General features: G+C 69.8%; 22 protein-coding genes. 18 read left to right on the top strand and 4 right to left on the bottom strand.

Annotated features, from left to right (window positions below; translation table 11 throughout):
• The first annotated feature begins 112 nt into the window (after positions 1 to 112).
• The 11 genes from ACAG26_RS18690 to ACAG26_RS18640 all read left to right on the top strand — a co-directional run bounded on the left by ACAG26_RS18690 (position 113) and on the right by ACAG26_RS18640 (position 13,485).
• Complete coding sequence (locus ACAG26_RS18690) at positions 113 to 2,881, top strand: aminotransferase class I/II-fold pyridoxal phosphate-dependent enzyme (RefSeq protein WP_370484624.1); 2,769 nt, start codon at positions 113 to 115, stop codon at positions 2,879 to 2,881.
• Positions 2,882 to 2,931: 50 nt separating this feature from the next.
• The gene (locus ACAG26_RS18685; RefSeq protein WP_370484561.1) at positions 2,932 to 3,903 is read left to right on the top strand and encodes a phosphotransferase family protein; all 972 of its coding nucleotides are present in this window, start codon (positions 2,932 to 2,934) and stop codon (positions 3,901 to 3,903) included.
• 4 nt (positions 3,904 to 3,907) lie between these two features.
• Complete coding sequence (locus tag ACAG26_RS18680) at positions 3,908 to 4,693, top strand: fructosamine kinase family protein (RefSeq protein ID WP_370484560.1); 786 nt, start codon at positions 3,908 to 3,910, stop codon at positions 4,691 to 4,693.
• 152 nt (positions 4,694 to 4,845) lie between these two features.
• Positions 4,846 to 5,595, top strand: coding sequence for a GntR family transcriptional regulator (locus tag ACAG26_RS18675; RefSeq protein WP_370484559.1), 750 nt, complete (start codon positions 4,846 to 4,848; stop codon positions 5,593 to 5,595).
• Positions 5,592 to 5,819, top strand: coding sequence for a ferredoxin family protein (locus ACAG26_RS18670; RefSeq protein ID WP_370484558.1), 228 nt, complete (start codon positions 5,592 to 5,594; stop codon positions 5,817 to 5,819). The genes ACAG26_RS18675 and ACAG26_RS18670 overlap by 4 nt, the downstream gene beginning before the upstream one ends.
• A gap of 24 nt (positions 5,820 to 5,843) precedes the next feature.
• Positions 5,844 to 7,256: an ABC transporter substrate-binding protein gene (locus ACAG26_RS18665; RefSeq protein WP_370484557.1), complete on the top strand. Its 1,413-nt coding sequence runs from the start codon at positions 5,844 to 5,846 to the stop codon at positions 7,254 to 7,256.
• Positions 7,253 to 8,107 carry an ABC transporter permease gene (locus ACAG26_RS18660; protein WP_370484556.1) on the top strand — a complete coding sequence of 285 codons (855 nt, stop codon included), beginning with the start codon at positions 7,253 to 7,255 and terminating at the stop codon, positions 8,105 to 8,107. Before ACAG26_RS18665 ends, ACAG26_RS18660 begins: the two co-directional genes overlap by 4 nt.
• Positions 8,104 to 8,844, top strand: coding sequence for an ABC transporter ATP-binding protein (locus ACAG26_RS18655; protein ID WP_370484555.1), 741 nt, complete (start codon positions 8,104 to 8,106; stop codon positions 8,842 to 8,844). The genes ACAG26_RS18660 and ACAG26_RS18655 overlap by 4 nt, the downstream gene beginning before the upstream one ends.
• A complete protein-coding gene (locus tag ACAG26_RS18650) occupies positions 8,841 to 11,528 on the top strand; it encodes a fumarate reductase/succinate dehydrogenase flavoprotein subunit (RefSeq protein WP_370484554.1) in 2,688 nt (895 codons plus the stop codon). The genes ACAG26_RS18655 and ACAG26_RS18650 overlap by 4 nt, the downstream gene beginning before the upstream one ends.
• A 143-nt stretch (positions 11,529 to 11,671) precedes the next feature.
• A complete protein-coding gene (locus ACAG26_RS18645) occupies positions 11,672 to 12,235 on the top strand; it encodes a TetR/AcrR family transcriptional regulator (protein ID WP_370484553.1) in 564 nt (187 codons plus the stop codon).
• A gap of 83 nt (positions 12,236 to 12,318) precedes the next feature.
• A complete protein-coding gene (locus ACAG26_RS18640) occupies positions 12,319 to 13,485 on the top strand; it encodes an acyl-CoA dehydrogenase (protein ID WP_370484552.1) in 1,167 nt (388 codons plus the stop codon).
• Between the two features lie 152 nt (positions 13,486 to 13,637).
• Here ACAG26_RS18640 and ACAG26_RS18635 read toward each other — a convergent pair whose 3' ends face one another.
• The gene (locus ACAG26_RS18635) at positions 13,638 to 14,843 is read right to left on the bottom strand and encodes a serine hydrolase domain-containing protein (RefSeq protein ID WP_370484551.1); all 1,206 of its coding nucleotides are present in this window, start codon (positions 14,841 to 14,843) and stop codon (positions 13,638 to 13,640) included.
• 60 nt (positions 14,844 to 14,903) lie between these two features.
• On the bottom strand, positions 14,904 to 15,533 hold the full coding sequence (locus ACAG26_RS18630) for a class I SAM-dependent methyltransferase (RefSeq protein ID WP_370484623.1): 630 nt from the start codon (positions 15,531 to 15,533) through the stop codon (positions 14,904 to 14,906).
• 106 nt (positions 15,534 to 15,639) lie between these two features.
• Here ACAG26_RS18630 and pyrR point away from each other — a divergent pair, with 106 nt between their 5' ends.
• Genes pyrR through pyrF form a run of 7 tightly spaced genes read left to right on the top strand, consistent with a single transcriptional unit; the run spans position 15,640 to position 24,243 of the window.
• The gene (pyrR, locus tag ACAG26_RS18625; RefSeq protein ID WP_370484550.1) at positions 15,640 to 16,203 is read left to right on the top strand and encodes a bifunctional pyr operon transcriptional regulator/uracil phosphoribosyltransferase PyrR; all 564 of its coding nucleotides are present in this window, start codon (positions 15,640 to 15,642) and stop codon (positions 16,201 to 16,203) included.
• A complete protein-coding gene (locus ACAG26_RS18620; protein ID WP_370484549.1) occupies positions 16,200 to 17,156 on the top strand; it encodes an aspartate carbamoyltransferase catalytic subunit in 957 nt (318 codons plus the stop codon). The genes pyrR and ACAG26_RS18620 overlap by 4 nt, the downstream gene beginning before the upstream one ends.
• The gene (locus ACAG26_RS18615; protein WP_370484548.1) at positions 17,153 to 18,445 is read left to right on the top strand and encodes a dihydroorotase; all 1,293 of its coding nucleotides are present in this window, start codon (positions 17,153 to 17,155) and stop codon (positions 18,443 to 18,445) included. Before ACAG26_RS18620 ends, ACAG26_RS18615 begins: the two co-directional genes overlap by 4 nt.
• Positions 18,442 to 18,942: a transporter gene (locus ACAG26_RS18610; protein WP_370484547.1), complete on the top strand. Its 501-nt coding sequence runs from the start codon at positions 18,442 to 18,444 to the stop codon at positions 18,940 to 18,942. The genes ACAG26_RS18615 and ACAG26_RS18610 overlap by 4 nt, the downstream gene beginning before the upstream one ends.
• The gene (gene carA / locus ACAG26_RS18605; protein ID WP_370484546.1) at positions 18,939 to 20,063 is read left to right on the top strand and encodes a glutamine-hydrolyzing carbamoyl-phosphate synthase small subunit; all 1,125 of its coding nucleotides are present in this window, start codon (positions 18,939 to 18,941) and stop codon (positions 20,061 to 20,063) included. Before ACAG26_RS18610 ends, carA begins: the two co-directional genes overlap by 4 nt.
• A complete protein-coding gene (gene carB / locus ACAG26_RS18600; protein ID WP_370484545.1) occupies positions 20,063 to 23,422 on the top strand; it encodes a carbamoyl-phosphate synthase large subunit in 3,360 nt (1,119 codons plus the stop codon). The genes carA and carB overlap by 1 nt, the downstream gene beginning before the upstream one ends.
• Complete coding sequence (pyrF, locus tag ACAG26_RS18595; protein ID WP_370484544.1) at positions 23,419 to 24,243, top strand: orotidine-5'-phosphate decarboxylase; 825 nt, start codon at positions 23,419 to 23,421, stop codon at positions 24,241 to 24,243. Before carB ends, pyrF begins: the two co-directional genes overlap by 4 nt.
• A gap of 58 nt (positions 24,244 to 24,301) precedes the next feature.
• Here the strand turns inward: pyrF and ACAG26_RS18590 are convergent, their stop codons facing one another.
• Both ACAG26_RS18590 and ACAG26_RS18585 read right to left on the bottom strand, forming a co-directional pair.
• Complete coding sequence (locus ACAG26_RS18590) at positions 24,302 to 24,739, bottom strand: hypothetical protein (RefSeq protein ID WP_370484543.1); 438 nt, start codon at positions 24,737 to 24,739, stop codon at positions 24,302 to 24,304.
• A gap of 600 nt (positions 24,740 to 25,339) precedes the next feature.
• Positions 25,340 to 25,603, bottom strand: coding sequence for a hypothetical protein (locus tag ACAG26_RS18585; RefSeq protein WP_370484542.1), 264 nt, complete (start codon positions 25,601 to 25,603; stop codon positions 25,340 to 25,342).
• Between the last annotated feature and the right edge of the window lie 195 nt (positions 25,604 to 25,798).

Raw genomic sequence — 25,798 nt, 5'->3', positions numbered from 1 at the left:
CTGACATCGTAATGCTTGTTGGACCCGTGCTCCGAACGCCGAACCTCGGCCTGCCGCCGGCGCCTGGACGTAACATCGGCGGGTGGACAATCCGGAAGCGGTAGGTGACGACATGTATCGAGACGACGGGGGCCCACGACGACTTCGCGTTTCGGCGCTGGCCGCGGTGGCCAACCCGTCGTACTCGCGCATCGACACCTGGAATCTGCTGGACGACGCGTGCCGTCAACTCACCGAGGTCGACCGGGCCGGGCAGGACACCACCCACTACGCCGCCCGAGTCAAGAGGCTGCTGGACCGGCTGGGCGCCTACGAGCGGTACTGGCTGTTTCCCGGCGCGGCCAAACTGGCCACCTACCGCCGGTACCTGAACACGCTGGCCACCGTGTCGCTGAGTTCCCGGGTGTCGCTGGCGGTGCGCCTGCTGTCCGAATACGGGGACCGGGCAGCGCTGTTCGACACCGCCGCGCCGCTGGCCGCACAGGAACTGGTGGCCAAAGCCAAACAGCAGCAGTTCTACACCGTGCTGCTGGCCGACGACTCGCCGCCGGGCGCGCCGGAAAGCCTGGCCGAGAACCTGCGGGCGCTGCGCGACCCGTCCGATGACGTGCAGTTCGAGCTGTTGGTGGTGGCCAGCGTCGAGGACGCCATCACCGCGGTGGCGCTCAACGGCGAGATCCAGGCGGCGATCATCCGCCACGACCTGCCGTTGCGGTCCCGCGACCGGGTGCCGCTGATGAACACGCTGCTGGGCGCCAACGACGACGCGGTGGCCGCCGACTGCAGCCACGACTGGGTGGAATGCGGCGAGTGGATCCGGGTGCTGCGCCCCCACATCGACTTGTATCTGCTCACCGACGAATCGATCGCCGCCGAGACCGAGGGCGGACCCGACGTCTATGACCGCACCTTCTACCGGCTCAACGATGTCACCGACCTGCATTCCACCGTGCTGGCCGGCATCCGGCGCCGGTACGACACACCGTTTTTCGACGCGCTGCGGACTTACGCCGCCGCGCCGGTGGGCCAATTCCACGCGCTGCCGGTCGCGCGCGGCGCCAGCATCTTCAACTCCCGGTCGCTGCAGGACATGGGGGAGTTCTACGGCCGCAACATCTTCATGGCCGAGACGTCGTCGACCTCCGGCGGGCTGGACTCGCTGCTGGACCCGCACGGCACCATCCGGGCGGCGATGGACAAAGCCGCCCGCACCTGGCACTCCCAGCACAGCTATTTCGTCACCAATGGCACCTCCACCGCCAACAAGATCGTCGTGCAGGCGCTGACCCGACCCGGCGACATCGTGCTGATCGACCGCAACTGCCACAAATCGCACCACTACGGGCTGGTGTTGGCCGGGGCCTACCCGATGTATCTGGACGCCTACCCGTTGGAGCAGTTCGCGATCTACGGCGCGGTGTCGTTGGACACCATCAAAAAGGCGCTGCTGGACCTGGAGGCCGCCGGGCAGCTGGACCGGGTCCGGATGCTGTTGCTGACCAACTGCACCTTCGACGGCGTTGTCTACAACCCGCAGCGGGTGATGGAAGAGGTGCTGGCGATCAAGCCGGACATCTGCTTTTTGTGGGACGAGGCGTGGTATGCGTTTGCCACCGCGGTGCCGTGGGCGCGGCAGCGCACCGCGATGGTGGCCGCCGAGCGGCTGGAGACCAAGCTGGCCTCGCCCGACTACGCCGAGGAGTACCGGCGTTGGGCGGCGTCGATGGAGGGAGTCGAGCGCGCCCAGTGGCGCCACCACCGCCTGCTGCCCGACCCGCAGCGCGCCCGGATCCGGGTGTACGCCACGCATTCCACCCACAAGTCGCTGTCGGCGCTGCGGCAGGCGTCGATGATCCATGTCCGCGACCAGGATTTCAATGCGCTGTGCCGCGAGCAGTTCGTGGAGGCGTTTTTGACCCACACCTCCACCTCGCCCAACCAGCAACTGTTGGCGTCGCTGGACCTGGCCCGTCGCCAGGTCGACATCGAGGGCTTCCAGCTGGTCCGCGGCGTCTACGACATGGCGTTGGTGTTTCGGCACCGGGTCCGCAAAGACCGGCTGATCAGCAAGTGGTTCCGCATCCTCGACGAAGCCGATCTGGTGCCCGACGAGTTCCGGGCCTCGGCGGTCAGCTCGTATCGGCAGGTGCGCCAAGGCGCCCTGGCGGAGTGGAACGAGGCGTGGCGGTCCGACGAGTTTGTGCTCGATCCCACCCGGGTCAGCCTGTTCATCGGCAAGACCGGGATGAACGGCTACGACTTCCGCGAAAAAATCCTCATGGAGCGGTTCGGGATTCAGATCAACAAGACCTCGATCAACAGTGTGTTGCTGATCTTCACCATCGGCGTGACCTGGTCGAGCGTGCACTACCTGCTCGACGTGCTGCGCCGGGTGGCCACCGACCTGGACCGGGTCGAGGGTGCGGCCAGCCCCGCCGACCGCGCCCTGCAGCAGCGCCGGGTCGACGAGATCACCACGGATCTGCCGCCGCTGCCGGACTTCAGCGAGTTCGACGCCGCGTTCCGCCCGCCCGGCGCCACGGCGTTCGGTGACATGCGGGCCGCGTTCTACGCCGGCTACGACGAGGCCGACCGCGAGCATGTGCTGCTCGGTGAGGCGGGCCGCTACGTCGCCGACGGCAGGACCCTGGTATCGACGACGTTTGTGGTGCCCTATCCGCCCGGTTTCCCGGTGTTGGTGCCCGGTCAGGTGATCTCCAAGGGGATCCTGTATTTCCTCGCCGAGCTCGACGTCAAGGAAATCCACGGCTACAACCCGGATCTGGGGCTGTCGGTGTTCACCGACGCCGCCCTGGCCCGGTATGCGCGCACGATTGACTCTGCGGCCACCACGGCCCCTACCCGCACGTCGGCGCAGTGAACGCAGCGTCAACGGCGACCGGGCAGCCCGCCGGCATCAACGCCGCGCGCGTGACGGACTGGTTCACCCGGTATGTCGGCGGGGTGTGCCCGCCGCTGACGTTCGACCCGGTGCCCGGTGGCCGGTCCAACCTGACCTACATCGTTATCGACGACGCCGGGAACCGCTGGGTGCTGCGCCGGCCGCCGACCGGAAACGTGCTGCCCTCGGCGCACAACGTGCTGCGCGAGTGGGCCATCCAATCCCGGTTGCAGCACACCGGGATCCCGCTGCCCGTCATGATCGGGCGCAGCAGCGACCACGACGTCACCGGCGCCGACTTCTACGTGATGAGCTACGTCGACGGCGTGGTCCTGGACAGCGACGCAACCGCCGAACGGATTCCGCTGCCGGCCCGGGCGCAGGCCTGCGGCAATATCGTGGAGAGCCTCGCGGCGATCCACCGTGTCGATTGCGGCACCGCCGAATTCGATGACCTGCGCCGGCCCGGCGGCTACCTGGACCGCCAGCTGCGCCGCTGGATCAAACAGCTCGACGCCTCGGGCAGCGCCAACACGCTGCTGCGCGAGGTGCACGGGCTGCTGGCCCGCAACCCGCCGCCGGAGCGGTGGACCGGCCTGGTGCACGGCGACTTTCGCCCCGGCAACATGATCCTGGGCACCGACGGCACCGCGCGGGCGGTGCTGGATTGGGAGCTGTGCGCGATCGGCGACGTGCTCGCCGACCTGGGTTGGTTGGCCGCGGTGTGGACCTCGCGGGAAGTGATCGGCTGGGCGCCGGAACCCGAACACGGCTTTTGGCCCGTCGATCAGGTGATCGCCCACTATCACACGGCCACCGGGCGAGACGTCTCCGATATCGGCTACTACCAGGCGTTTGCGCTGTGGCGACTGGGCTGCATCGCCGACGGGGTGTATCAGCGCTATCAGGCCGGGGTGATGGGCGACCACGACGTCGACCTGGACATGCTGTCGCGGCGCCCGGACCTGCTCGCGGAGCTCTCCCGTGGCCTGCTGCGCTAAGGAGATGACGTCCTCCTTCGTCAAGCGCAACGCGGCGGCCCCGCCCGGCCTGTTCGCTTGGGAAGCCGCGGGGCTGCACTGGCTTTCGGCGGTCGCCGGCGGTGTGCCGTGCGCCGAGGTGCTCGCCCACGACGACACTAGCTTGACGCTGCGCCGGTTGCGGTCGGTCCCGTCCGACCGCGACGCGGCGCGAGACTTCGGTCAGCGGTTGGCCGTCACCCACGACGCCGGCGCACCCGGGTTCGGCGCGCCGCCCGCGCACTGGCAGGGTCCGGGCTTTTTCGGGCCGCTGGATCAGGCGCCGCCGATGCCGACCACCGTCCACCGAAGCTGGGGGGAGTTCTACGCCGACCAGCGGTTGACGCCGATGGCCGAACACGCCGCGGCCCACCTCGACGCCGCGACCCGGCGGGCGCTCACCGCGGTGGCGGCCCGATGCCGCTCCGGTGACTACGACGACGAGGACGCGCCCGCCCGGCTGCACGGCGACCTGTGGAGCGGCAACGTGATGTGGACCCCCGACGGGGTGGTACTGATCGATCCGGCCGCCCACGGCGGCCACCGCGAAACCGACCTGGCCATGCTGGCGCTGTTCGGCTGCCCGCACCTGGAGGCGGTGCTCGACGGCTATCAGCAGGTCCATCCGCTGCGCCGCGGCTGGCGCGACCGAATCGGCCTGCATCAGCTGTTCCCGCTGCTCGCCCACGTCGCGCTGTTCGGGGCCGGCTACACCCACCCCGCCGCGGCCGCCGCCCGCGAAGCCCTGGATTTCACTCACCGCGATTGTTAACCGGTCCACCGGCCGCATGGCGGCGCAATACCGACCCGGCGGCCCCTTTCTGCAGGAAGCCGGTAGGCCGGGGGCGGCGCAATGCGTCGACCGGTCGCAGCGGGCCTATCGGCGCAGCACGGGCGGCCGTGCTGCGCCGATAGCGTGGCGGCATGCCCCAGGCCCACGCCGTACCGCTGCCGCTCCGGCGGCCCCGCGCGGACCGGGCCCGGCAGGTGGCCGACGTGCTGCGCCACCAAATCCATGCCGGCGCCTACGACGACGGGCTGCCCGCCGAGCAGGACTTGGCCACGGAATTCTTCGTTTCCCGGAATACCATTCGTGAGGCGCTGGCGGTCCTCAAAACCGAAGGGTTGATCGACCGCGGCCCCAAGGTGGGCACGCATGTCGCGCAACACAAACTCGACCACGGCCTGGACGCATTGCTCGGGCTCAAGGAAACCTTCAAAGGCCACGGCGAGGTGCGCAACGAGGTGCGGGCCGCCACGCCGGTGGCCGCCCCGCCGTCGGTGGCCCGCCGACTGCGCCTGCAACCCGGCGAACAGGTGGTGTTCATTGAGCGGCTGCGCTACCTCGGTGACCTGCCGCTGAGCCTGGATCTGACCTACCTGGTGCCCGACATCGGCGCCGAGGTGCTGGGGCATGCGCTGGAATCCGAGGATGTGTTCCCGCTGATCGAGCGGGTCAGCGGGCAACCGCTGGGCTCGGCGAGCCTGGCGCTGGAAGCGATCCCGGCCGACCCGCACACGGCGGCCACCCTGCAGCTGCCCGACGGGGCGGCGCTGCTGATGCTGGAGCGGCTCACCAGCCTCGACGACGGCAGGCCCGTCGACCTCGAATACATCCGGATGCGCGGTGACCGAATCACCATGCGCGGCAGCCTGACAAGGAGCAGCACATGACCCTGGTCAACAATCGCGCCGACGTCCCAGTGACGATCGACGAGTCGCTGTGCATCGAGGGCTGCACGCTGTGCGTCGAGATCTGCCCGCTGGACTCGCTGGCGATCAACCCCGACTCCGGCAAGGCCTTCATGCACGTCGACGAGTGTTGGTACTGCGGGCCCTGCGCCGCGCGGTGTCCCACCGGCGCGGTCACCGTCAACATGCCCTATCTCCTTCGCTGAACTCGTTAATCCTCAGGATATTTCATGAACAGACCCGTGATCGGGCTGGCGGCGGTGGCCGTCGCGGCAACCGTCGCCGCGGCCGGTTGCTCGCTGGACTCCTCGTCGGCCGGTGACGCGGTCGAGGTGGTGGTGGGCTACCAGTCCAAGACCATCAACGCGGTGACCGCCGGTACCCTGCTGCGCGCCCAGGGCTACCTGGAGCATCGGCTCGCCGATATCACCACCCGCACCGGCACCAAATACCGGGTGGTGTGGCAGGACTACGACACCGGTGCACCGATCACCGCGCAGATGGTCGCCGAGAAGATCGATATCGGCTCGATGGGCGACTACCCGATGCTGATCAACGGCTCCAAAACCCAGGCCAACCCGCGGGCCCGCACCGAGATCGTCTCGGTGACCGGCTACAACCCCAAGGGCGCGCTGAACATGGTGGTGGTGGCGCCCAATTCGTCGGCGGCGGTGCTGACCGACCTGGCCGGCGCGAAGGTGTCGGCCAGCGTCGGGTCGGCCGGGCACGGCACCTTGGTACGCGCCCTGGCGCACACCCGCGCCGGAGTCGAGGTGCTCAACCAGCAACCCCAGGTCGGGGCCTCGGCGTTGGAATCCGGCCAGGTGCAGGGGCTGTCGCAATTCGTCGCCTGGCCCGGTCTGCTGGTCTACCAGGGCAAGGCCAAGCTGCTGTATGACGGTGCCGAGCTGAACTACCCGACCCTGCACGGTGTGGTGGTGCGCCGCGCGTATGCCCACGACCACCCGGAGGTGCTCGGCGCGTTCCTGCAGGCCCAACTCGACGCCACCGACTTCCTCAACCACAAGCCGCTGGAGGCCGCGCGCCTGGTCGCCGAGGGCAGCGGCCTGCCCCAAGAGGTGGTCTACCTCTACAACGGGCCGGGCGGCACCTCGTTTGACACCACCGTGAAACCGTCGCTGGTGGACGCGCTGAAAAACGATGTGCCCTACCTGAAGTCGATCGGTGACTTCGCCGACCTGGACGTTGGCGAGTTCGTGCACGACGGGCCGCTGCGCGCGGCGTACCGGGCCCGCGGCCTGGACTACGATGCCGCGGTCGCCGCCACCGCCAACCCGTCGGTGTTGGGCGGCACCGACCCGGTGTGCCACACCGCCATCACCGACCCCGCCCAGGCCAGTGAATTGTGGCTGGCCGGCGCCGACACTACCCAACCCGCCGCCAGCCCCGGCTGCCTGCTCAAGGCCGTCCGCGAGGCGACCGCCCGCGGCGCCACGGTGCGCGCCGCCTACGTGCCCGACGCCGAACTGGGCACCCGCTGGTTCGCCGACAAATCGGTCTGGGTGCGCGACGGCGCCGACTACCGCCCGTTCAGCACCCCGGCCGGGGCGCGACGCTACCTGGACGCGCATCCCGGCAGCCTCACCGTGGACTACCCGCAGGCCGTGGCGGGGGCGGCATGACCGCGGTCCAGGTGCGCAATCCGGTTGCGGCACCGGCCGAACCGGTGGGCGTCGCAGCGCGGCGGGTGCCGGCGGTGTGGCGGTCGCGGCTGCTGCGGCTGGCGTCGGTGGCCGTCGCGATCGGGCTGTGGCAACTCCTGACCGCCGGGCACGTGCGTTTTTGGCTGCGGTTCGACACCTTGCCCACCGTCGGCGAGATCGCCGCCACCCTGCTGCGCCGGTTGGGCACCCACGACTACTGGCTGGATCTGGGCCAGTCGCTGATCCGGATCCTCACCGGCTTCGGTGTGGCCGCGGTCGCCGGGGTGGCGACCGGGATCCTCCTGGGCCGCTCCCGGGTGGCCGCCGACGTGCTCGGCCCGCTCACCGAACTGCTGCGGCCCATCCCGGCCATTGCCGTGGTCCCGGTGGCGATCCTGCTGTTCCCGACCGACGAGGCCGGGATCGTGTTCATCACCTTCCTGGCGGCCTACTTCCCGATCCTGGTCAGCACCCGGCACGCGGTGCGCGCCCTGCCGACGATCTGGGAGGACTCGGTGCGCACCTTGGGCGGGGGACGCTGGGAGGTGCTGCGCCAGGTGGTGTTTCCGGGCATCCTGCCCGGGGTCTTCGGCGGCCTGTCGGTGGGCATGGGGGTGGCGTGGATCTGCGTCATCTCCGCGGAGATGATCTCCGGGCGGCTGGGGGTGGGCTACCGCACCTGGCAGGCTTACACGGTGCTGGCCTATCCCGACGTGTTCGTCGGCATCATCACCATCGGGGTGCTCGGCTTCGCGACCGCGGCCGCCGTGGAACTGATCGGACGGCGGGTCACCCGGTGGCTGCCCCGCGGCGCGGAGACCACCCGATGAGCACGGGCATGAGCCTCGAGCTGGACCGGGTCCGGCTGTCCTACACCGGGGCGCCGGTGATCGACGAGTTGAGCCTGGCGGTGCGGCCCGGCGAAATCTTGGTGCTCACCGGGCCCTCCGGTTGCGGCAAGTCCACCGTGCTGCGCGCGTTGGCCGGGCTGCTGCGCCCCGACGCCGGGCGGGTGCTGGCCGACGGCACCGCCGTCACCACCACCTCCGGAGATCGCGGCGTGGTGTTCCAGGACAACGCGCTGCTGCCGTGGCGGACGGTGCGGTCCAACATCGAGTTGGCATTGCGGTTGCGCGGGGTGCCGCGCGTCGACCGGCGGACGGCCGCCGAGCGCTGGATCACCGAAGTCGGCTTGACCGGGTTCGGCAACTACCTGCCCAAAAGCCTGTCCGGCGGGATGCGGCAACGCGTCCAGCTGGCCCGCGGCCTGGCCGGGGCCCCGCGGGCGGTGATGATGGACGAGCCGTTCGGCGCGCTGGACACCCAAACCCGGGCGGCCATGCAGCGGCTGCTGATCGACACCTGGCAGGCGCACCCCACCACCATCGTGTTCGTCACCCACGACGTCGACGAAGCGCTCGCACTGGGCGACCGGGTGGCGGTGCTGGGCCGGGCCGGTCAGCCGCTGCGGGCCCTGGTCGACGTGCCGCAGCCGCGCAGCGGAGCAACCTATCCCGAGCTGCACACGGATATCGTGGCAGCGCTACAACATTCGGTGGCAGCATGATCGAAATCCCCGACCCCACCCAGCCGCTGCGGCTGGACTGCGATGTGCTGGTGATCGGCGGCGGCACCGCCGGCACCATGGCCGCGCTCACCGCCGCCGAACACGGCGCCCAGGTGCTGCTGCTGGAAAAGGCGCACGTTCGGCACTCCGGTGCGTTGGCGATGGGGATGGACGGCGTCAACAACGCCGTCATCCCGGGCAAAGCCGAACCCGAAGACTACGTCGCCGAGATCACCCGCGCCAACGACGGAATCGTCAACCAGCGCACCATCTACCAGACCGCCACCCGCGGCTTTGCGATGGTGCAGCGCCTCGAGCGTTACGGGGTGAAGTTCGAAAAGGACGAACACGGCGAATACGCGGTGCGCCGGGTGCACCGCTCCGGCTCCTATGTGCTGCCGATGCCGGAAGGCAAAGACGTCAAAAAAGCGCTGTACCGGGTGCTGCGGCAAAAATCGATGCGGGAAAAGATCCGCATCGAAAACCGGCTGATGCCGGTGCAGGTGCTGGTCGAGGACGGTCGGGCGGTGGGCGCGGCCGCATTACACACCCGCACCGGCGAATTCGTCGCCGTCGGCGCCAAAGCGGTGATCCTGGCCACCGGGGCGTGCGGGCGGCTGGGGCTGCCGGCGTCGGGCTACCTGTACGGCACCTACGAGAACCCGACCAACGCCGGCGACGGATACTCGATGGCGTATCACGCCGGCGCGGAGCTGTCCGGGATCGAATGCTTCCAGGTCAACCCGCTGATCAAGGACTACAACGGCCCGGCCTGCGCCTATGTCGCCAACCCGTTTGGCGGATACCAGGTGAACGCGTTGGGGGAGCGGTTCGTCGACTCCGACTACTGGTCCGGACAGATGATGGCCGAGGTCAAAAACGAGATCGAGTCCGCACGCGGGCCGATCTACCTCAAGGTGTCGCATCTGCCCAACGAGACGCTCACCGCGCTGGAGAACATCCTGCACACCACCGAGCGCCCCACCCGGGGCACCTTCCACGCCAACCGCGGCCACGACTACCGCACCCACGACGTCGAGATGCACATCTCCGAAATCGGGTTGTGCTCCGGGCATTCCGCCTCCGGGGTGTGGGTCGACGAAAACGCCCGCACCACGGTGCCCGGTCTCTACGCCGCCGGGGACCTGGCGTGCGTGCCGCACAACTACATGATCGGCGCCTTCGTGTTCGGCGACTTGGCCGGGGCGCACGCCGCGTCGACGCTGCCCGAGGTGGCGGCGCCGCAGCAGCTGCCGACCGATCAGTTGGTCGAGGCGCACGAACTGATCTACCGCCCGCTGCGCCACCCCGACGGCCCGCCGCAGCCGCAGGTGGAATACAAGCTGCGCCGGTTCGTCAACGACTATGTGGCGCCCCCGAAGACGGCCGCCAAGCTGTCGCTGGCGGTGCACACGTTCGAGCGGATGCGTGGTGAGATCACCGAGATGGGGGCGCGCACCCCGCACGAGTTGATGCGCGCGGCCGAGGTGTCGTTCATCCGGGACTGCGCCGAACTGGCCGCCCGCTCGTCGCTGACCCGCACCGAATCCCGGTGGGGCCTCTACCATGAGCGCGCCGACCTGCCCGGCCGCGACGATGCGCAGTGGGGATATCACCTCAACGTGCGCAAGCGCGCCGATGGCGCCATGGAATTCCTGAAACGCCCGGTGGCACCGTATTTCGTGGCGGTGCCCGGACTGGATGCGCTGCCGCCGACAGACCAGTCGGTGCATCCGGTGGCCGAGCCGCCGCTGCTAGGCGGGCAGGCGCCGGCGACCGCGCGGTCCCGGATCACGCCGGGCGCCGCCGGCCATCCACCGTCGCCGCGGATCGCCGAAGTGCTCGCGCTGGAAGAGCCGACGCTGGCGGAATTGGCGGGCTATCTGCGAGACCCCGATCCGGGGGTGCGGCGCACCGCGGTCGCCACGCTGACCGAACACACCCCCGACGGGTACGCAGCCGCGCTGCTGGACGCGCTGGCCGACGCGGATGTCGCGGTGCGCCGCGCGGCCGCCGACGGCGCCCGCGAACTCGTCGAAGTGGTGGGCCAACCCGAAGCCGCCCGCGCCCATCTGGGCTCGGCGGACCCGGTGGTCCGGGCCGCGGCGGTGTATCTGCTGGCCGCCCGCCGGGTGGGCGCGGCGACCGAGTACCGTCGGGCGTTGACCGACCTCGACCACCGGGTGCGCATCGAGGCGGTGCGCGCGTTGGTGTCGGTCGACGACGCGGCCGGGGTGGCCGCGGCCGCCGGCGACGACAACCGCGAGGTGCGGATCGCGGTGGCCAACGCGTTGGCCACGCTGCGCGCCGGCGTCGACACCGTGCGCGGTCTGGTCGGCGACCTCGACCCGTTGGTGCGGGCGGCGGGCTTGGCGGCGTTGGGTGAACTCGGCTGCGGCGGCGAGGATTTCGCCGGGGTAACCCGGGACTTGGGCGCGTCGGCGTGGCAGGTGCGGGTGGGTGCGACCCGGGCGTTGGCCGGCGCCCCGGCCGAGTTCGCGCTGCCGCTGCTGTCGCGGGCACTCGACGATGAGCACCTCGACGTCCGCAAGGCCGCGGTGCTGGGGCTGACCCGATGGGCCGCGTCCGAGGTCGCCGCACGCGACGCGTTGGGCCTGGCCCTCAAGGACGTGGACGCCGACGTGCGCGCCTACGCGCGGCACGCGCTGGCGTCGGTCGATTAAATTGCGCCGACCGTGCAATGTCATACGCGATAGGCGGCTCAGAGCGTATGAGACCGCACCGTCACGAACGCGTTGACGGGCTTTTGCGTCTGGTCGCGGGGAAAAGCAGCGCGAACCGGGCGCCGTAACTAAACTTATGGATCATGACGACCTCGACCTCAGCCAATTCCCGGCTTTCCGTGGAGGACTGGGTGCAGACCGGCTTCCGCATCCTGGCCGAGGAGGGTGTCAAAGCCCTCACCATCGACCGGCTGTGTCGCAAACTGGGCGTCACCAAGGGCAGCTTTTACTGGCATTTCAGCGATATGAAGGCCTATCGTCGCGCGCTGGCGGACACCTTCGCCGCGGTGCGCGACGAGGACCGCGGCGATTTCGCCGAGCTGGCGACGCTGCCGCCGCGCGAGCGGCTGTCCCGGATGATGACCTCGTTGGTCGGCCCCCGGCACTGGATGCTGGAGCGCGCGATGCGCGAATGGGCGCGGTCGGAGGACGCTATCGCCGCGGCAGTGCGCGCCTCGGATCGGCGGGTGCTCGAGGCGGTGCGGCAGGTGTTCCTCGACGACGGGTTCGACGCCGACGACGCCGACATGCGGGCCAACGCCACCTTCGCGGCCGGTATCGGCTTCTTGCACCTGGCAGGTTCGCGGCCCAGCCCGCGTGCCGTCGGGCGCCGTGAACAATTCCTGGATGTGATGCTGCGGCACTGAGCTGCCCGGCGCCGAAATCCCGCGCACGACCAGCGCTTAACCACGTCCGCTTTCCATACCAAAAGGTATGGTACGGTCCTGATATGACGACACCGCCCGGGCTGGTGCCCGGAGTCACCGAGGAATTCATTGCCCGGCTGGCCGATCGGGCCGGCGAGGCCGAGCGGCTGCGGCGGTTGCCGCAGGCCACCATCGAGGACTACCGGGCCTCGGGTCTGGCCAGCCTGCTGCTGCCCGCGCGCTACGGCGGCCGGCAGGCGGAGTTCCCGGCGATCCTCGACCCGATCCGGCGGATGGCGCACGGCTGCGCGTCGAGCGCGTGGACGCTGGGTTTTTACACCCTGCACAACTGGATGCTGGCCCTGTTTTGTGAGCAGGTGCAAGACGAGGTGTTCGCGGCCGGGCCGGTGCTGTGCCCGGCGCCGCTGGCCCCGACCGGGCGCGGGCTGCCGGCCGACGGCGGAATCCGGCTCAGCGGCCGGTGGTCCTGGGCGACCGGGGTGGCCGACGCCGATTGGGTGCTGGTGGGGGCCATTTGCGGGCCCGACGAGGCGCCCTATCCGGCGCTGGTGTTGCTGCCGGCCGCCGATATCCGGATCGAGGATGTGTGGCACACCGCCGGGATGCGGGCCACCGGCTCCAACGACGTTGTCGTCGACGATGTGTGGGTGCCCGCGCACCGGCTGACCAACGTCGTCGACATCTACGGCGGCACCACCCCCGGTGCCGCCCTGCACGACGCCGCCCCCTACCGCTGGCCGATGGTGCCGGCGCTGGCGCTGGTGGCCGCGATGCCCGCACTGGGCTCGGCCGAACGGGCCGCCGACCTGTACGCGCACCGACTCGGCAACCGGGTGCTGGCCTATTCGGGTGCGGCGCAAAAGGATCAGCCCGCCGCGCAGATCCGGCTGGGGGACGCGCGGGTGCGGCTGCGCGCGCTGCGAGGACTGCTCGACGACACCGTCGACGCCATCCAGGCGACGGTGGCCAACGGTGAGCGGGTGCACCGGGCGGCCCGGGCGAACGCGCGGGTCGCCGCCGCGCACATCGTGCACGAATCGCGCGCGGTGATCGGCGATCTGCTCGAGGCGTCCGGGGCCAGCGCCCATTTCCTGGACAACCCGCTGCAGCGGATCAAACGCGACGTCGACATCATCTGCGGGCACGTGGTTTTCGACTACGACGTGGCACGGGAACTCGCCGGCGCGCTGGAGGTCGGGGTGAAAGTCTCACCGATCGCCATGCTGTGAGCGCCGCCGCGCGGCTTTGCTGACCTTAGCCCACCTTAGCCCGCCTTAGCCGTGCCGAGATCGACGCTAGCGTGACGTGTTCTCGAAGTTTCGCGCGCTGACGTCGATCTCGGCGCCGCGGAAAGCGATCTCGGCGCCGCGGAAAGCTCGCGCTAGAGATCCAGCGCGCGGTAGGTGCGGTGCACGAACTTCGGCTGCGCGGTCTGCAGTTTGGCGATCGAGGTGTTACCGGCGACGGCCGCGGCGGACTCGGTCGACAGGGTCGGATGGTTTTGGATCAGGTACAACAGGATCAGCTCCGCGCTGGGATCGGCTTGCCACCAGGTGCCATACGCGCCGGGCCAACTGAACGTCCCGGCCCCGCCCGGCCCGTACAGCGGCCGCGACGCGGCCGGATCGGTCACCACCGACAAGTTCAACCCGAACCCGCGGCCCACCCAGAACGGGGCGCCCAAAAACGGGTGCCGCTTCTGCTCGGCGGTCAGCCGGTCGGTGCGCATCGCCCGCGCCGCGTCGCTGGACAGCACCCGGGTGCCGTCGAACACGCCGTCGGCCAACAGCATCCGGGCAAACGCCAGATAGTCGTCGATCGTCGACCACAGCCCGCCGCCGGCGTTGGGGAAGGTGGGCGGCGCGATGTGCGGCGGACCCATCACGTCGTGGCGCAGCGTGTTGTCCTCACCGAGGCTGTACATGGTCGCCGCGCGGCGGCGGGCGGCCGCCGAGACGAAGAACCCGGTGTCGGCCATGCCCAGCGGAGCCAGGATCCGTTCGTCGAGCACCTGGTAGAAGGGTTTGCGCTCGATCCGCGACAGCAGCACCCCCAGCACGTCGATGCCGTGGCTGTAGGTCACCCGCTCCCCGGGCTGATGCACCAGCGGCAGCCCGGCGAGCGCGGCCGCCCAGGCGTCGGGTCCCTGCCCGAACGGCAGCCGCTGATACGCCCTGGCGATCGGCCCGTCCACGGTGAACCCGTAGGCCAGGCCGCTGCGGTGGGTCATCAGGTCCTCGACCGTGATCGGCTGCCGCGCCGGGCGGGTCTTGTCCAGCGGACCGCACGGGTCGGCCAGCACGGTCATGTCGGCGAACTCGGGCAGCCAGCCGGTGATCGGGTCGCGCAGCGCCAGCTTGCCCTCGTCGACCAGGGTCATCGCCGCCGCCACGGTGACCGGTTTGGTCATCGACGCAATCCGAAACAGCGTGTCGCGCTGCATCGGCAGCCCGGCGTCGACGTCGCGGTAGCCGATCTCGTTGACCTGCAGCACCTTCCCGCCCTGCCAGACCAGGGTCACCGCGCCGGCCAGCAGCCCGGCGTCGCAGGCCTCGCGGATCGAGGCCTGATTGCGGTCGAGATTCACCCGCTCAGGTTAGCGGCGAGCGCAAACGCGGCGGAGCCGGGCGCAGCCGGGTCGCCGCCCTCAGCTTCGGCGCCGCGCCACGACGTACCAGAACGTCATCTCCCCGCCCCACCCTTCGCGGTACACCGTGGCCGGGGTCAGCGACGCGATGTCCCAGCCCGCGCCGTCCAGGATGTCGCGCAGGGCCTGCTCGGTGACCATCGGGCGTGGCCGGTCCGGGTCGGGCGGGTCGTTGGCGTCGGAAAAGCAGGACAGCAGCAAGGTGGCGTCGGCCCGGGTGGCGCGGTGCAGCGCGGCGACGTAGCGGCGTTTGTCGTCGTCGTCGAGGCAGTGGAACATGCCGCTGTCCACGACGGTGTCGAACGCGTCGGTGTAGCCGTCCAGCCGGGTGGCGTCGGCCACCGCGAACCGCACGTTGACCCCGGCGTCGGCGGCGCGGCGTTCGGCGGTGATCAGCGCGGTCGGGGAGATGTCCAGCCCGGTCACCGCGAAGCCTTGCTGCGCCAGATAGACCGCGTTGTCGCCCAGCCCACAGCCGATGTCCAACACCGTGCCGTGCACCAGGCCCTGGGCGTGCCAGCCGAGGACGTTGTCCTTGGGCGCTTTGGTGTCCCACGGCGGTGTGGTCATCGGCGGGATGCCCTCGCCGGGGCTTTCGCCTCGGTACAGGGCGTCGAAGTCCAGCGGCATTCCGGTCATTTTCGCCAGCCTAGCGGGCAGGTGCTAGGCTGCCGGGCAGTTCGACATCCTTTAACGATCCGTCCCGTGAGGCGGAGAAGGAGGTCTGCGGTCGCGCATGGGCGCTGCAGGTAATGCCAGCACGGACCGGGAATTAATGTCCTCGGCCGACGTCGGGCGCACCATTTCTCGTATCGCCCACCAGATCATCGAAAAGACCGCACTCGACGCCCCCGACGCCCCACGGGTGGTGCTGCTGGGCATCCCGACCCGCGGGGTCACCCTGGCCCAGCGGCTGGCCGGCAAGATCAACGAATTCTGCGGTGTTGACGTCGCGCATGGCGCGTTGGACATCACCCTGTACCGCGACGACCTGATGCGGCAACCGCCGCGGCCGCTGGAGACCACCTCGATTCCGGCCGGCGGCGTCGACGACGCCCTGGTGATCCTGGTCGACGACGTGCTGTTCTCCGGACGCTCGGTGCGCTCGGCGCTCGACGCGCTGCGCGATTTGGGCCGGCCCCGCGCGGTGCAGCTGGCGGTGCTGGTCGACCGCGGCCACCGTGAACTGCCGGTGCGCGCCGACTACGTCGGCAAGAACGTGCCGACCGCGCGCGGGGAGAGCGTGCACGTGCTGCTCAGCGAACACGACGACCGCGATCAGGTGGTGATCTCGCGATGACCCCCCGACACCTGCTGGCCGCCGGCGACCTGAGCCGCGACGAGGCCACCGCCATCCTCGACGACGCCGACCGGTTCGCGCAGGCCCTGCTGGGCCGCGAGGTCAAGAAGCTGCCGACGCTGCGCGGCCGCACCGTGATCACCATGTTCTACGAGAACTCCACCCGCACCCGGGTGTCCTTCGAGGTGGCCGGCAAGTGGATGAGCGCCGACGTCATCAACGTGTCCGCGACGGGATCCTCGGTGGGCAAGGGGGAGTCGTTGCGCGACACCGCGCTGACCCTGCGGGCCGCCGGCGCCGACGCGCTGGTCATCCGGCACCCGGCGTCCGGCGCGGCGCACCTGCTGGCCGACTGGACCGCCCGCGACGACGGCGGCCCGGCGGTGATCAACGCCGGTGACGGCACCCACGAGCACCCCACCCAGGCGCTGCTGGACGCGCTGACCATCCGGCAACGCCTCGGCGGTGTCGAGGGCCGACGCGTCGTCATCGTCGGCGACATCCTGCACAGCCGGGTCGCCCGCTCCAACGTCATGCTGTTGGCCACCCTGGGGGCGGAGGTGGTGCTGGTGGCACCGCCGACCCTGCTGCCGGTCGGGGTGGCGGACTGGCCGGTCACCGTGTCCCACGACTTCGACGCCGAACTGCCCGCCGCCGACGCGGTGTTGATGCTGCGGGTGCAGGCCGAACGGATGACCGGCGGGTTCTTCCCGTCGGCGCGGGAGTATTCGGTGCGCTACGGGCTGTCCGAGCGCCGCCAGGCGATGCTGCCCGGCCACGCCGTGGTGCTGCACCCCGGGCCGATGCTGCGTGGTATGGAGATCACCTCCTCGGTGGCAGACTCCACTCAATCGGCGGTGCTGCAACAGGTTTCCAACGGCGTGCACGTGCGGATGGCGGTGCTGTTCCATCTGTTGGTCGGCGCGGGGTCCGCGGGGGAGGAAGTGGCGTGACGGCGCTGATTCGCGGGGTGCGCTTGTACGGCGAGGGGGACCCGGTCGACGTGCTGGTCGACGACGGCCAGATCGCTGAGATTGGGGTGGGGCTGGGTATTCCGGCCGACGCCGAGGTGATCGACGCCACCGGGCAGGTGCTGTTGCCCGGGTTCGTCGACCTGCACACCCACCTGCGCGAACCCGGCCGGGAATACGCCGAAGACATCGAAACCGGTTCGGCCGCCGCGGCGCTGGGCGGCTACACCGCGGTGTTCGCGATGGCTAACACCACCCCGGTCGCCGACTCCCCGGTGGTCACCGACCACGTCTGGCACCGTGGCCAACAGGTCGGGCTGGTGGATGTACACCCGGTCGGGGCGGTCACCGTCGGGCTGGGCGGCACCGAACTCACCGAGATGGGCATGATGGCCGCCGGCGCCGCCGGGGTGCGGATGTTCTCCGACGACGGCCTGTGCGTGCACGATCCGCTGGTGATGCGCCGCGCGCTGGAGTACGCCACCGGGCTGGGAGTGCTGATCGCCCAGCACGCCGAGGAGCCGCGGCTGACCGTCGGCGCCGTCGCCCACGAAGGACCCAACGCCGCGAAGCTGGGGCTGACCGGGTGGCCGCGGGCCGCCGAGGAGTCGATCGTCGCCCGCGACGCCCTGCTGGCCCGCGACGCCGGCGCCCGGGTGCACATCTGCCACGCCTCCACCGCCGGCACCGTCGAGATCCTGAAATGGGCGAAAGGGCAGGGTATTTCGATCACCGCCGAAGTCACCCCGCACCACCTGCTGCTGGACGACCACCGACTGGCCAGCTACGACGGGGTGAACCGGGTGAACCCGCCGCTGCGCGAGGCCGCCGACGCCCAGGCGCTGCGGCAGGCGCTGGCCGACGGGACCATCGACTGTGTGGCCACCGACCACGCGCCGCACGCCGAACACGAGAAGTGCTGCGAGTTCTCCGCGGCCCGCCCGGGCATGCTGGGGCTGCAGACCGCGCTGTCGGTGGTGGTGGCCACCATGGTGCGCCCCGGCCTGCTGACCTGGCGCGACGTGGCCCGGGTGATGAGCGAAAACCCGGCGGCCATCGTCGGGCTGCCTGACCAGGGCCGACCGCTGGAGGTGGGCGAGCCGGCCAACCTCGCCGTGGTCGACCCCGACGCCGACTGGACCGTGGTGGGCACCGAGCTGGCCAGCCGGTCGGCCAACACCCCGTATGAGTCGATGAGCCTGCCGGCCAGCGTGACCGCCACCTTGTTGCGGGGCACGGTGACCGCGCGGGACGGAAAGTGCCCGGCATGAATTCGGGAACCCTGATCGCGTCGCTGATCTTCGCCGGCATGCTGGTGGTGCTGATCGGCTTCCTGATCCAGCTGATGGTGCGGGGCTGGCGGCGCCGCGCGCAGCGCCAGGCCGCGGTGATCGGCACGCTGCCGCCGGTGCCCGACACGGTGGGGCCGCCGACCGTGGCGGCCACCCGCGGCCTGTATGTGGGTTGCACCCTGGTGCCGAGCTGGAACGATCTGGTTGCGGTCGGCGACCTGGGCTACCGCACCAAGGCGGTGCTGACCCGCTATCCCGAGGGAATCATGGTGCAGCGCAGCGCCGGTCGACCGATCTGGATTCCGCAGGATGCCATCATCGCGGTCCGCACCGAGCGCGGCATCGTCGGTAAAGCGTTGACCCACGAGGGGATCCTGGTGATCCGGTGGCGGCTGCCGTCGGGCAGCGAGATCGACACCGGCTTTCGCGCCGACAACCGCAACGACTACGACCGCTGGCTACAGGGGGAGCAATGACCACCACCAAAGCCGTCTTGGTGCTCGAGGACGGTCGGATCTTCACCGGCAAGCCGTTCGGCGCGATCGGCCAAACCCTGGGCGAGGCGGTGTTTTCCACCGGCATGTCCGGCTACCAGGAGACCCTCACCGACCCCAGCTATCACCGCCAGATCGTGGTGGCCACCGCACCGCAGATCGGCAACACCGGCTGGAACGACGAGGACGCCGAGAGCCGGGGCGACAAGATCTGGGTGGCCGGTTACGCGGTGCGCGACCCGTCGCCGCGGGCCTCGAACTGGCGGGCCACCGGCACGCTGGAAGACGAACTGATCCGGCAAAACATCGTCGGGGTGGCCGAGATCGACACCCGCGCGGTGGTGCGGCATCTGCGCAGCCGCGGATCGATGAAGGCCGGGGTGTTCTCCGGTGACGCGCTGGCCGAGCCCGAGGAACTGCTGGAGCGGGTGCGCGGCCAGCAGCCGATGCTCGGTGCTGACCTGGCCGGCCAGGTCAGCACCGAGGCCGGCTATGTGGTGGACCCGCACGGCCCGCACCGGTTCACGGTGGCCGCCTTGGACCTCGGGATCAAAACCAACACCCCCCGCAACTTCGCGGCCCGCGGGGTCCGCAGCCATGTGCTGCCGGCCTCGGCGACCTTCGAGGCGATCACCGACCTGCGGCCCGATGGGGTGTTCTTGTCCAACGGGCCCGGCGACCCGGCCACCGCCGATCACCTCGTCGCGGTGACCCGGCAGGTGCTGGGCGCCGGGATTCCGCTGTTCGGCATCTGTTTCGGTAACCAGATCCTGGGCCGGGCGCTGGGGCTGTCCACCTACAAAATGGTGTTCGGTCACCGCGGCATCAACATCCCGGTGATCGACCACGCCACCGGTCGGGTGGCGGTGACCGCGCAGAACCACGGGTTCGCGCTGGAAGGCGAGGCCGGTCAAGGGTTCGACACCGACTTCGGGCCGGCCGTGGTCAGCCACACCTGCGCCAACGACGGCGTCGTCGAGGGTGTCAAACTCGTTGATGGAAGGGCGTTCTCGGTGCAGTACCATCCGGAGGCCGCGGCCGGTCCGCACGACGCGGAATACCTGTTCGACCAGTTCATCGACCTGATGGCAGGGGAGCGCTGATGCCGCGCCGCACCGATATCAACCACGTCCTGGTCATCGGGTCCGGACCCATCGTGATCGGGCAGGCCTGCGAGTTCGACTACTCGGGCACCCAGGCCTGCCGGGTGCTCAAGGCCGAGGGCCTGCAAGTCACCCTGGTCAACTCCAACCCGGCCACCATCATGACCGACCCGGAGTACGCCGACCACACCTACGTCGAGCCGATCACCCGGGACTTCGTGGAGCGGGTCATCGCCCAACAGGCCGAGCGCGGCAACAAGATCGACGCGCTGCTGGCCACCCTGGGTGGGCAGACCGCGCTCAACACCGCCGTCGCGCTATACGAGGGCGGGGTGCTGGACCGCTACAACGTCGAGTTGATCGGCGCGGACTTCGACGCCATCCAACGCGGCGAGGACCGGCAGCGCTTCAAAGACATCGTCGCAAAGGTGGGCGGTGAATCCGCACGCAGCCGAGTCTGTTTCACCATGGACGAGGTCACCGAAACGGTCGCCGAGCTGGGACTGCCGGTCGTGGTGCGGCCGTCGTTCACCATGGGCGGGCTGGGCTCGGGGCTGGCGCACAGCATCGAAGAACTGGAGCGGATGGCCGGGGCCGGGCTGGCCGCCTCGCCGAGCGCCAATGTGCTGATCGAAGAGTCGATCTTCGGCTGGAAGGAATACGAGCTCGAGCTGATGCGCGACGGCCACGACAACGTGGTGGTGGTGTGCTCGATCGAGAACGTCGACCCGATGGGCGTGCACACCGGCGACTCGGTGACGGTGGCACCGGCGATGACGTTGACCGACCGGGAATACCAGAAGATGCGCGACCTGGGCATCGCCATCCTGCGCGAGGTCGGCGTCGACACCGGCGGCTGTAACATCCAGTTCGCGGTCAACCCGGCCGACGGCCGGCTGATCGTGATCGAGATGAACCCGCGGGTGTCGCGGTCGTCCGCGCTGGCGTCCAAGGCCACCGGCTTCCCGATCGCCAAGATCGCCGCCAAACTGGCCATCGGCTACACCCTCGACGAGATCCTCAACGACATCACCAAGGAAACCCCGGCCTGCTTCGAACCCACCCTGGACTACGTGGTGGTCAAGGCGCCCCGGTTCGCGTTCGAGAAGTTCGTCGGCGCCGACCCCACCCTGACCACCACGATGAAGTCGGTGGGTGAGGCGATGTCGTTGGGGCGCAACTTTGTTGAGGCGCTCGGCAAGGTGATGCGCTCGCTGGAGACCAGCCGCATCGGGTTTTGGACCGGCCCGGACCCCGACGGAGGGGCCGACGAGGTGTTGACCCGGCTGCGCACCCCGACCAAGGGCCGGCTCTACGACATCGAACTGGCGCTGCGGCTCGGCGCCGCCGTCGAACAGGTGGCCGAAGCCTCCGGGGTGGACCCGTGGTTCGTCGAGCAGATCAACGCGCTGGTGAGGTTGCGCTCCGAGCTCTACCACGCCGCCGTCCTGGACGCAGACCTGCTGCGGCGCGCCAAATACCACGGGCTGTCGGATCGCCAGATCGCCGCGCTGCGGCCGGAACTGGCCGGCGAGGACGGGGTCCGGTCGCTGCGGGGACGGCTGGGCATCCATCCGGTGTACAAGACGGTGGACACCTGCGCGGCGGAGTTCGAAGCGAAAACGCCCTACCACTACAGCAGCTACGAACTTGACCCCGCCGCCGAGACGGAGGTGGCGCCGCAGACCGACAAACCCAAGGTGCTGATCCTGGGGTCGGGCCCCAACCGCATCGGGCAGGGCATCGAGTTCGACTACAGCTGCGTGCACGCCGCGACGACGCTGTCCCAGGCCGGTTTTGAGACCGTGATGGTCAACTGCAACCCGGAAACGGTGTCCACCGACTACGACACCGCCGACCGGCTGTACTTCGAGCCGCTGACGTTCGAGGACGTGCTGGAGGTGTTCTACGCCGAATCGCAGTCCGGGATCGGCGGCCCCGGCGTGGTCGGGGTCATCGTGCAGCTCGGCGGCCAAACCCCGCTGGGGCTGGCCCAGCGGCTGGCCGACGCCGGGGTGCCGATCGTCGGGACCCCGCCGGAGGCCATCGATTTGGCGGAGGACCGCGGCGCGTTCGGTGACGTGCTGAACGCCGCTGGGCTGCCGGCCCCCCGCTACGGCACCGCCACCAGCTTCGACCAGGCCCGCCGCATCGCCGCCGAGATCGGCTACCCGGTGCTGGTCCGCCCGTCCTATGTGCTGGGTGGGCGCGGGATGGAGATCGTCTACGACGAGGAAACCCTGCGCGGCTACATCACCCGGGCCACCCAACTGTCGCCCGAACACCCGGTGCTGGTGGACCGGTTCTTAGAGGATGCCCTGGAGATCGACGTCGACGCGCTCTGCGACGGCACCGAGGTCTACATCGGCGGCATCATGGAGCACATCGAAGAAGCCGGTATTCACTCCGGCGACTCGGCGTGCGCGCTGCCGCCGGTGACGCTGGGCCGCCAGAACATCGAGCAGGTGCGCCAAGCCACCGAGGCCATTGCGCACGGTGTGGGCGTGGTGGGACTGCTCAACGTGCAGTACGCGCTCAAGGACGATGTGCTCTACGTGCTGGAGGCCAACCCGCGCGCCAGCCGTACCGTGCCGTTCGTGTCCAAGGCCACCGCGGTGCCGCTGGCCAAGGCGTGCGCGCGAATCATGCTGGGCGCCAGCATTGCTCAGCTGCGCGACGAGGGCCTGCTGGCCGCGTCCGGGGATGGCGCGCACGGCGTGCCCGGGGCGCCGATCGCGGTGAAGGAAGCCGTGCTGCCGTTTCACCGGTTCCGCCGCGCCGACGGCTCGAGCATCGAGTCGCTGCTGGGTCCGGAGATGAAGTCCACCGGCGAGGTGATGGGGATCGACCGCGACTTCGGGAGCGCGTTCGCCAAGAGCCAGACCGCCGCCTACGGGTCGCTGCCCGCCGGCGGCACCATCTTCGTGTCGGTGGCCAACCGCGACAAGCGCTCCCTGGTCTTCCCGGTCAAGCGACTCGCCGACCTGGGCTTTAGGGTACTGGCCACCGAGGGAACCGCGGAAATGTTGCGCCGCAACGGTATCCCGTGCGACGAGGTGCGCAAACTGTTCGAGGAGCCCAGCCCGGGCCGCCCGGAGGCCTCCGCGGTGGACGCGATACTGGCCGGCGCTGTCGATCTAGTGATCAACACGCCCTACGGCAATTCCGGTCCGCGGATCGACGGTTACGAGATCCGGTCGGCCGCGGTGAGCATGAACATCCCGTGCGTGACGACGGTGCAGGGCGCGGCGGCGGCCGTGCAGGGCATCGAGGCCGGGATCCGCGGTGATATCGGGGTGCGGTCACTGCAAGAACTGCACAGCGCATTGGGCGAGGCCTCGGCGGGCACCGCGGGATGACCGGCTTCGGTGCCCGGTTGGCCGCGGCGACGGCGCGGCGCGGGCCGCTGTGCCTGGGCATCGACCCGCATCCCGAGCTGCTGCAGGCCTGGGGGTTGCCGGCCACCGCCGACGGCCTGGCCGCGTTCTGCGAGACCTGCGTGGCCGCCTACGCCGACTTCGCGGTCGTCAAACCGCAGGTGGCGTTCTTCGAGTCCTACGGCGCGGCCGGGTACACGGTGCTGGAATCCACCATCGCCGCGCTGCGCGCGGCCGGGGTGCTGGTGCTGGCCGACGCCAAACGCGGCGATATCGGCTCGACGATGGCGGCCTACGCCGCCGCGTGGGTCGGCGACTCGCCGCTGTCGGCCGACGCGGTGACCGCCTCGCCGTATCTGGGTTTCGGGGCGCTGCAGCCGCTGCTGGATGTCGCCGCCGCCAACCAGCGCGGTGTGTTCGTGCTGGCGGCCACCTCCAACCCCGAAGGGGCGAGCGTGCAGCGCGCCGACGCCGGCGGGCGGTCGGTGGCCCAGGCGATTGTCGACGCCGCCGCGGCAAAGAATCGGGCGGCGCGTCCCGACCCCGGGTCCGTCGGCGTCGTCGTCGGCGCCACCCTGTCCGACGTGCCCGACCTGAGCGCCCTGGGCGGTCCGGTGCTGGTGCCCGGCATCGGGGCCCAGGGCGGGCGCGTCGACACGCTGAACGGCCTGGGCGGGGCGGCCGCCGGGCAGCTGTTGCCCGCGGTGTCGCGGGAGGTGCTGCGGGCCGGCCCGGACGTCGGCGCCCTGCGGGCCGCCGCGGAACGGATGCGCGACGCGGTGGCCCATCTGTCGGCCCGGTAGTCGGGACCCCGACGCGGGCGCCGCAAGGATGCTGGCGCCCGCGCGGGACTGTCGACGCTTACCAGCCGAGGTTGGCGCCCCCGCCGCTGTTTTCGTGGGCGCCGCCCCCGACGCCGTCCGGACCCAGGTTCAGGCCGCCGCCGGTGTTTTCACCGCCGCCGCCCCCGATGCCCTCCGGACCCAGGTTGGCGCCCCCACCGGTGTTGTCGTGGAAGCCGCCGTCGACCGGACCGAGGTTCAGGTTGGCGCCGGCATTGTCGTCGACGCCGCCGCCCAGGCCGTTCGGCCCGAGGTTGAGGCCGCCGCCGGTGTTGTCCTGGAAGCCGCCGCCGACCGGGCCGACGTTGACCTCGGCGCCGCCGTTGCTGCTGGCGCCGCCGCCGACGCCACCGTCGGGATCAGCGCTGGCGACACCGGCCCCGACGCCGAACGCGCCGAGAGCCAGGGCCGTGGCGGAAGCCAGAGCCCACCGGGAAAGGGAACGAGGCATCTTCATCCGATTCTTCTTTCGTTGCTGAACGGGTGCAACTCAGCGGAAACACATTTGTACGAACCGGTCGCCGTGTTGAATCCCCAGGTGGACCATCCACCTGAGTCCGAATCGTATCCGGACAACCCAGGCGTGACAAATTGTTTTAGCTATGAATTACGTAGGTGACTGCGGCAAGTCGCGCGGTATCGGAGCGGCTTATTTGACGGGGTTGTCAAAGCTGTTGCCGGTGCGGAGCATTCCGCCGTGGGCGGGGGGAACGAGTCTGTTGGATCCGCGCTCTGGGTGTTGGCGCGCAACGGGATTCCGGCACGCGTGACGGGTCAACAGGGCAACGCGGTGTGGCACGGCGCCGCGCCCGCTATCACGGTGGAGCGCAAAACTCGGTATTTGATGCTGCGAGGGGACAAATCCCGAACGAAAATAAATATTCGATCGGCAACCGCTGAATCGACGGCCGTATCGGCAAAACAATGGTGTCCGCATTAACCGGAAGACCCCGACGACGACGCCGCTCAGGCGAGGTGCAATGGCTATCTGGCCGCCACAGTGCGACACGGCGGACCACCGGATGGTGGCCCGCCGTTGTGTGTCGAGTCGGAGTGCTCAGCGGCGACCCGCGGTGGGAGTCACGTAGGCGCGGTGGTGCTTGAGTTCCTTCTTTTCCTGCTTGACGGCCTTCTTGCGGTCGTGGTGGTCGAGCTTGATGTCGGGACTCGGCTGCGGGCTGGGCGAGCCCTTGCTGGCAGCGATCGGTGCATTGCCCGGTAGCGGAGCAGCATTCGCGATTGCCATTCCAGTGCCGAAGAGTCCAGTGAGTCCGATCCCGGCGGCCAGTGAGGATGCGCACAGCACGCGCTTTACGTTCATGACATCAGCTCCTTTTCCGTTATCTGCGGTGTTCCCGCTGACATGGACGACGTTAATCCCCGGACCCTTGGAAAGGCTGTGCCAACTCCGTAAGGTTACTGATAATGCGAGCTGAAATCCCAACGGGCTGTGTGCGTTTCGGTCTGCCGCGGTGGTCGCGGTATTGTCAGGAAATCCACAGGGGCGGGATGTAAC

Origin of the sequence: Mycobacterium sp. pUA109 (assembly GCF_041287095.1) — a bacterium.
Classification (GTDB): Bacteria; Actinomycetota; Actinomycetes; order Mycobacteriales; family Mycobacteriaceae; genus Mycobacterium.
This window is presented reverse-complemented; position numbering and strand designations above follow the sequence as displayed.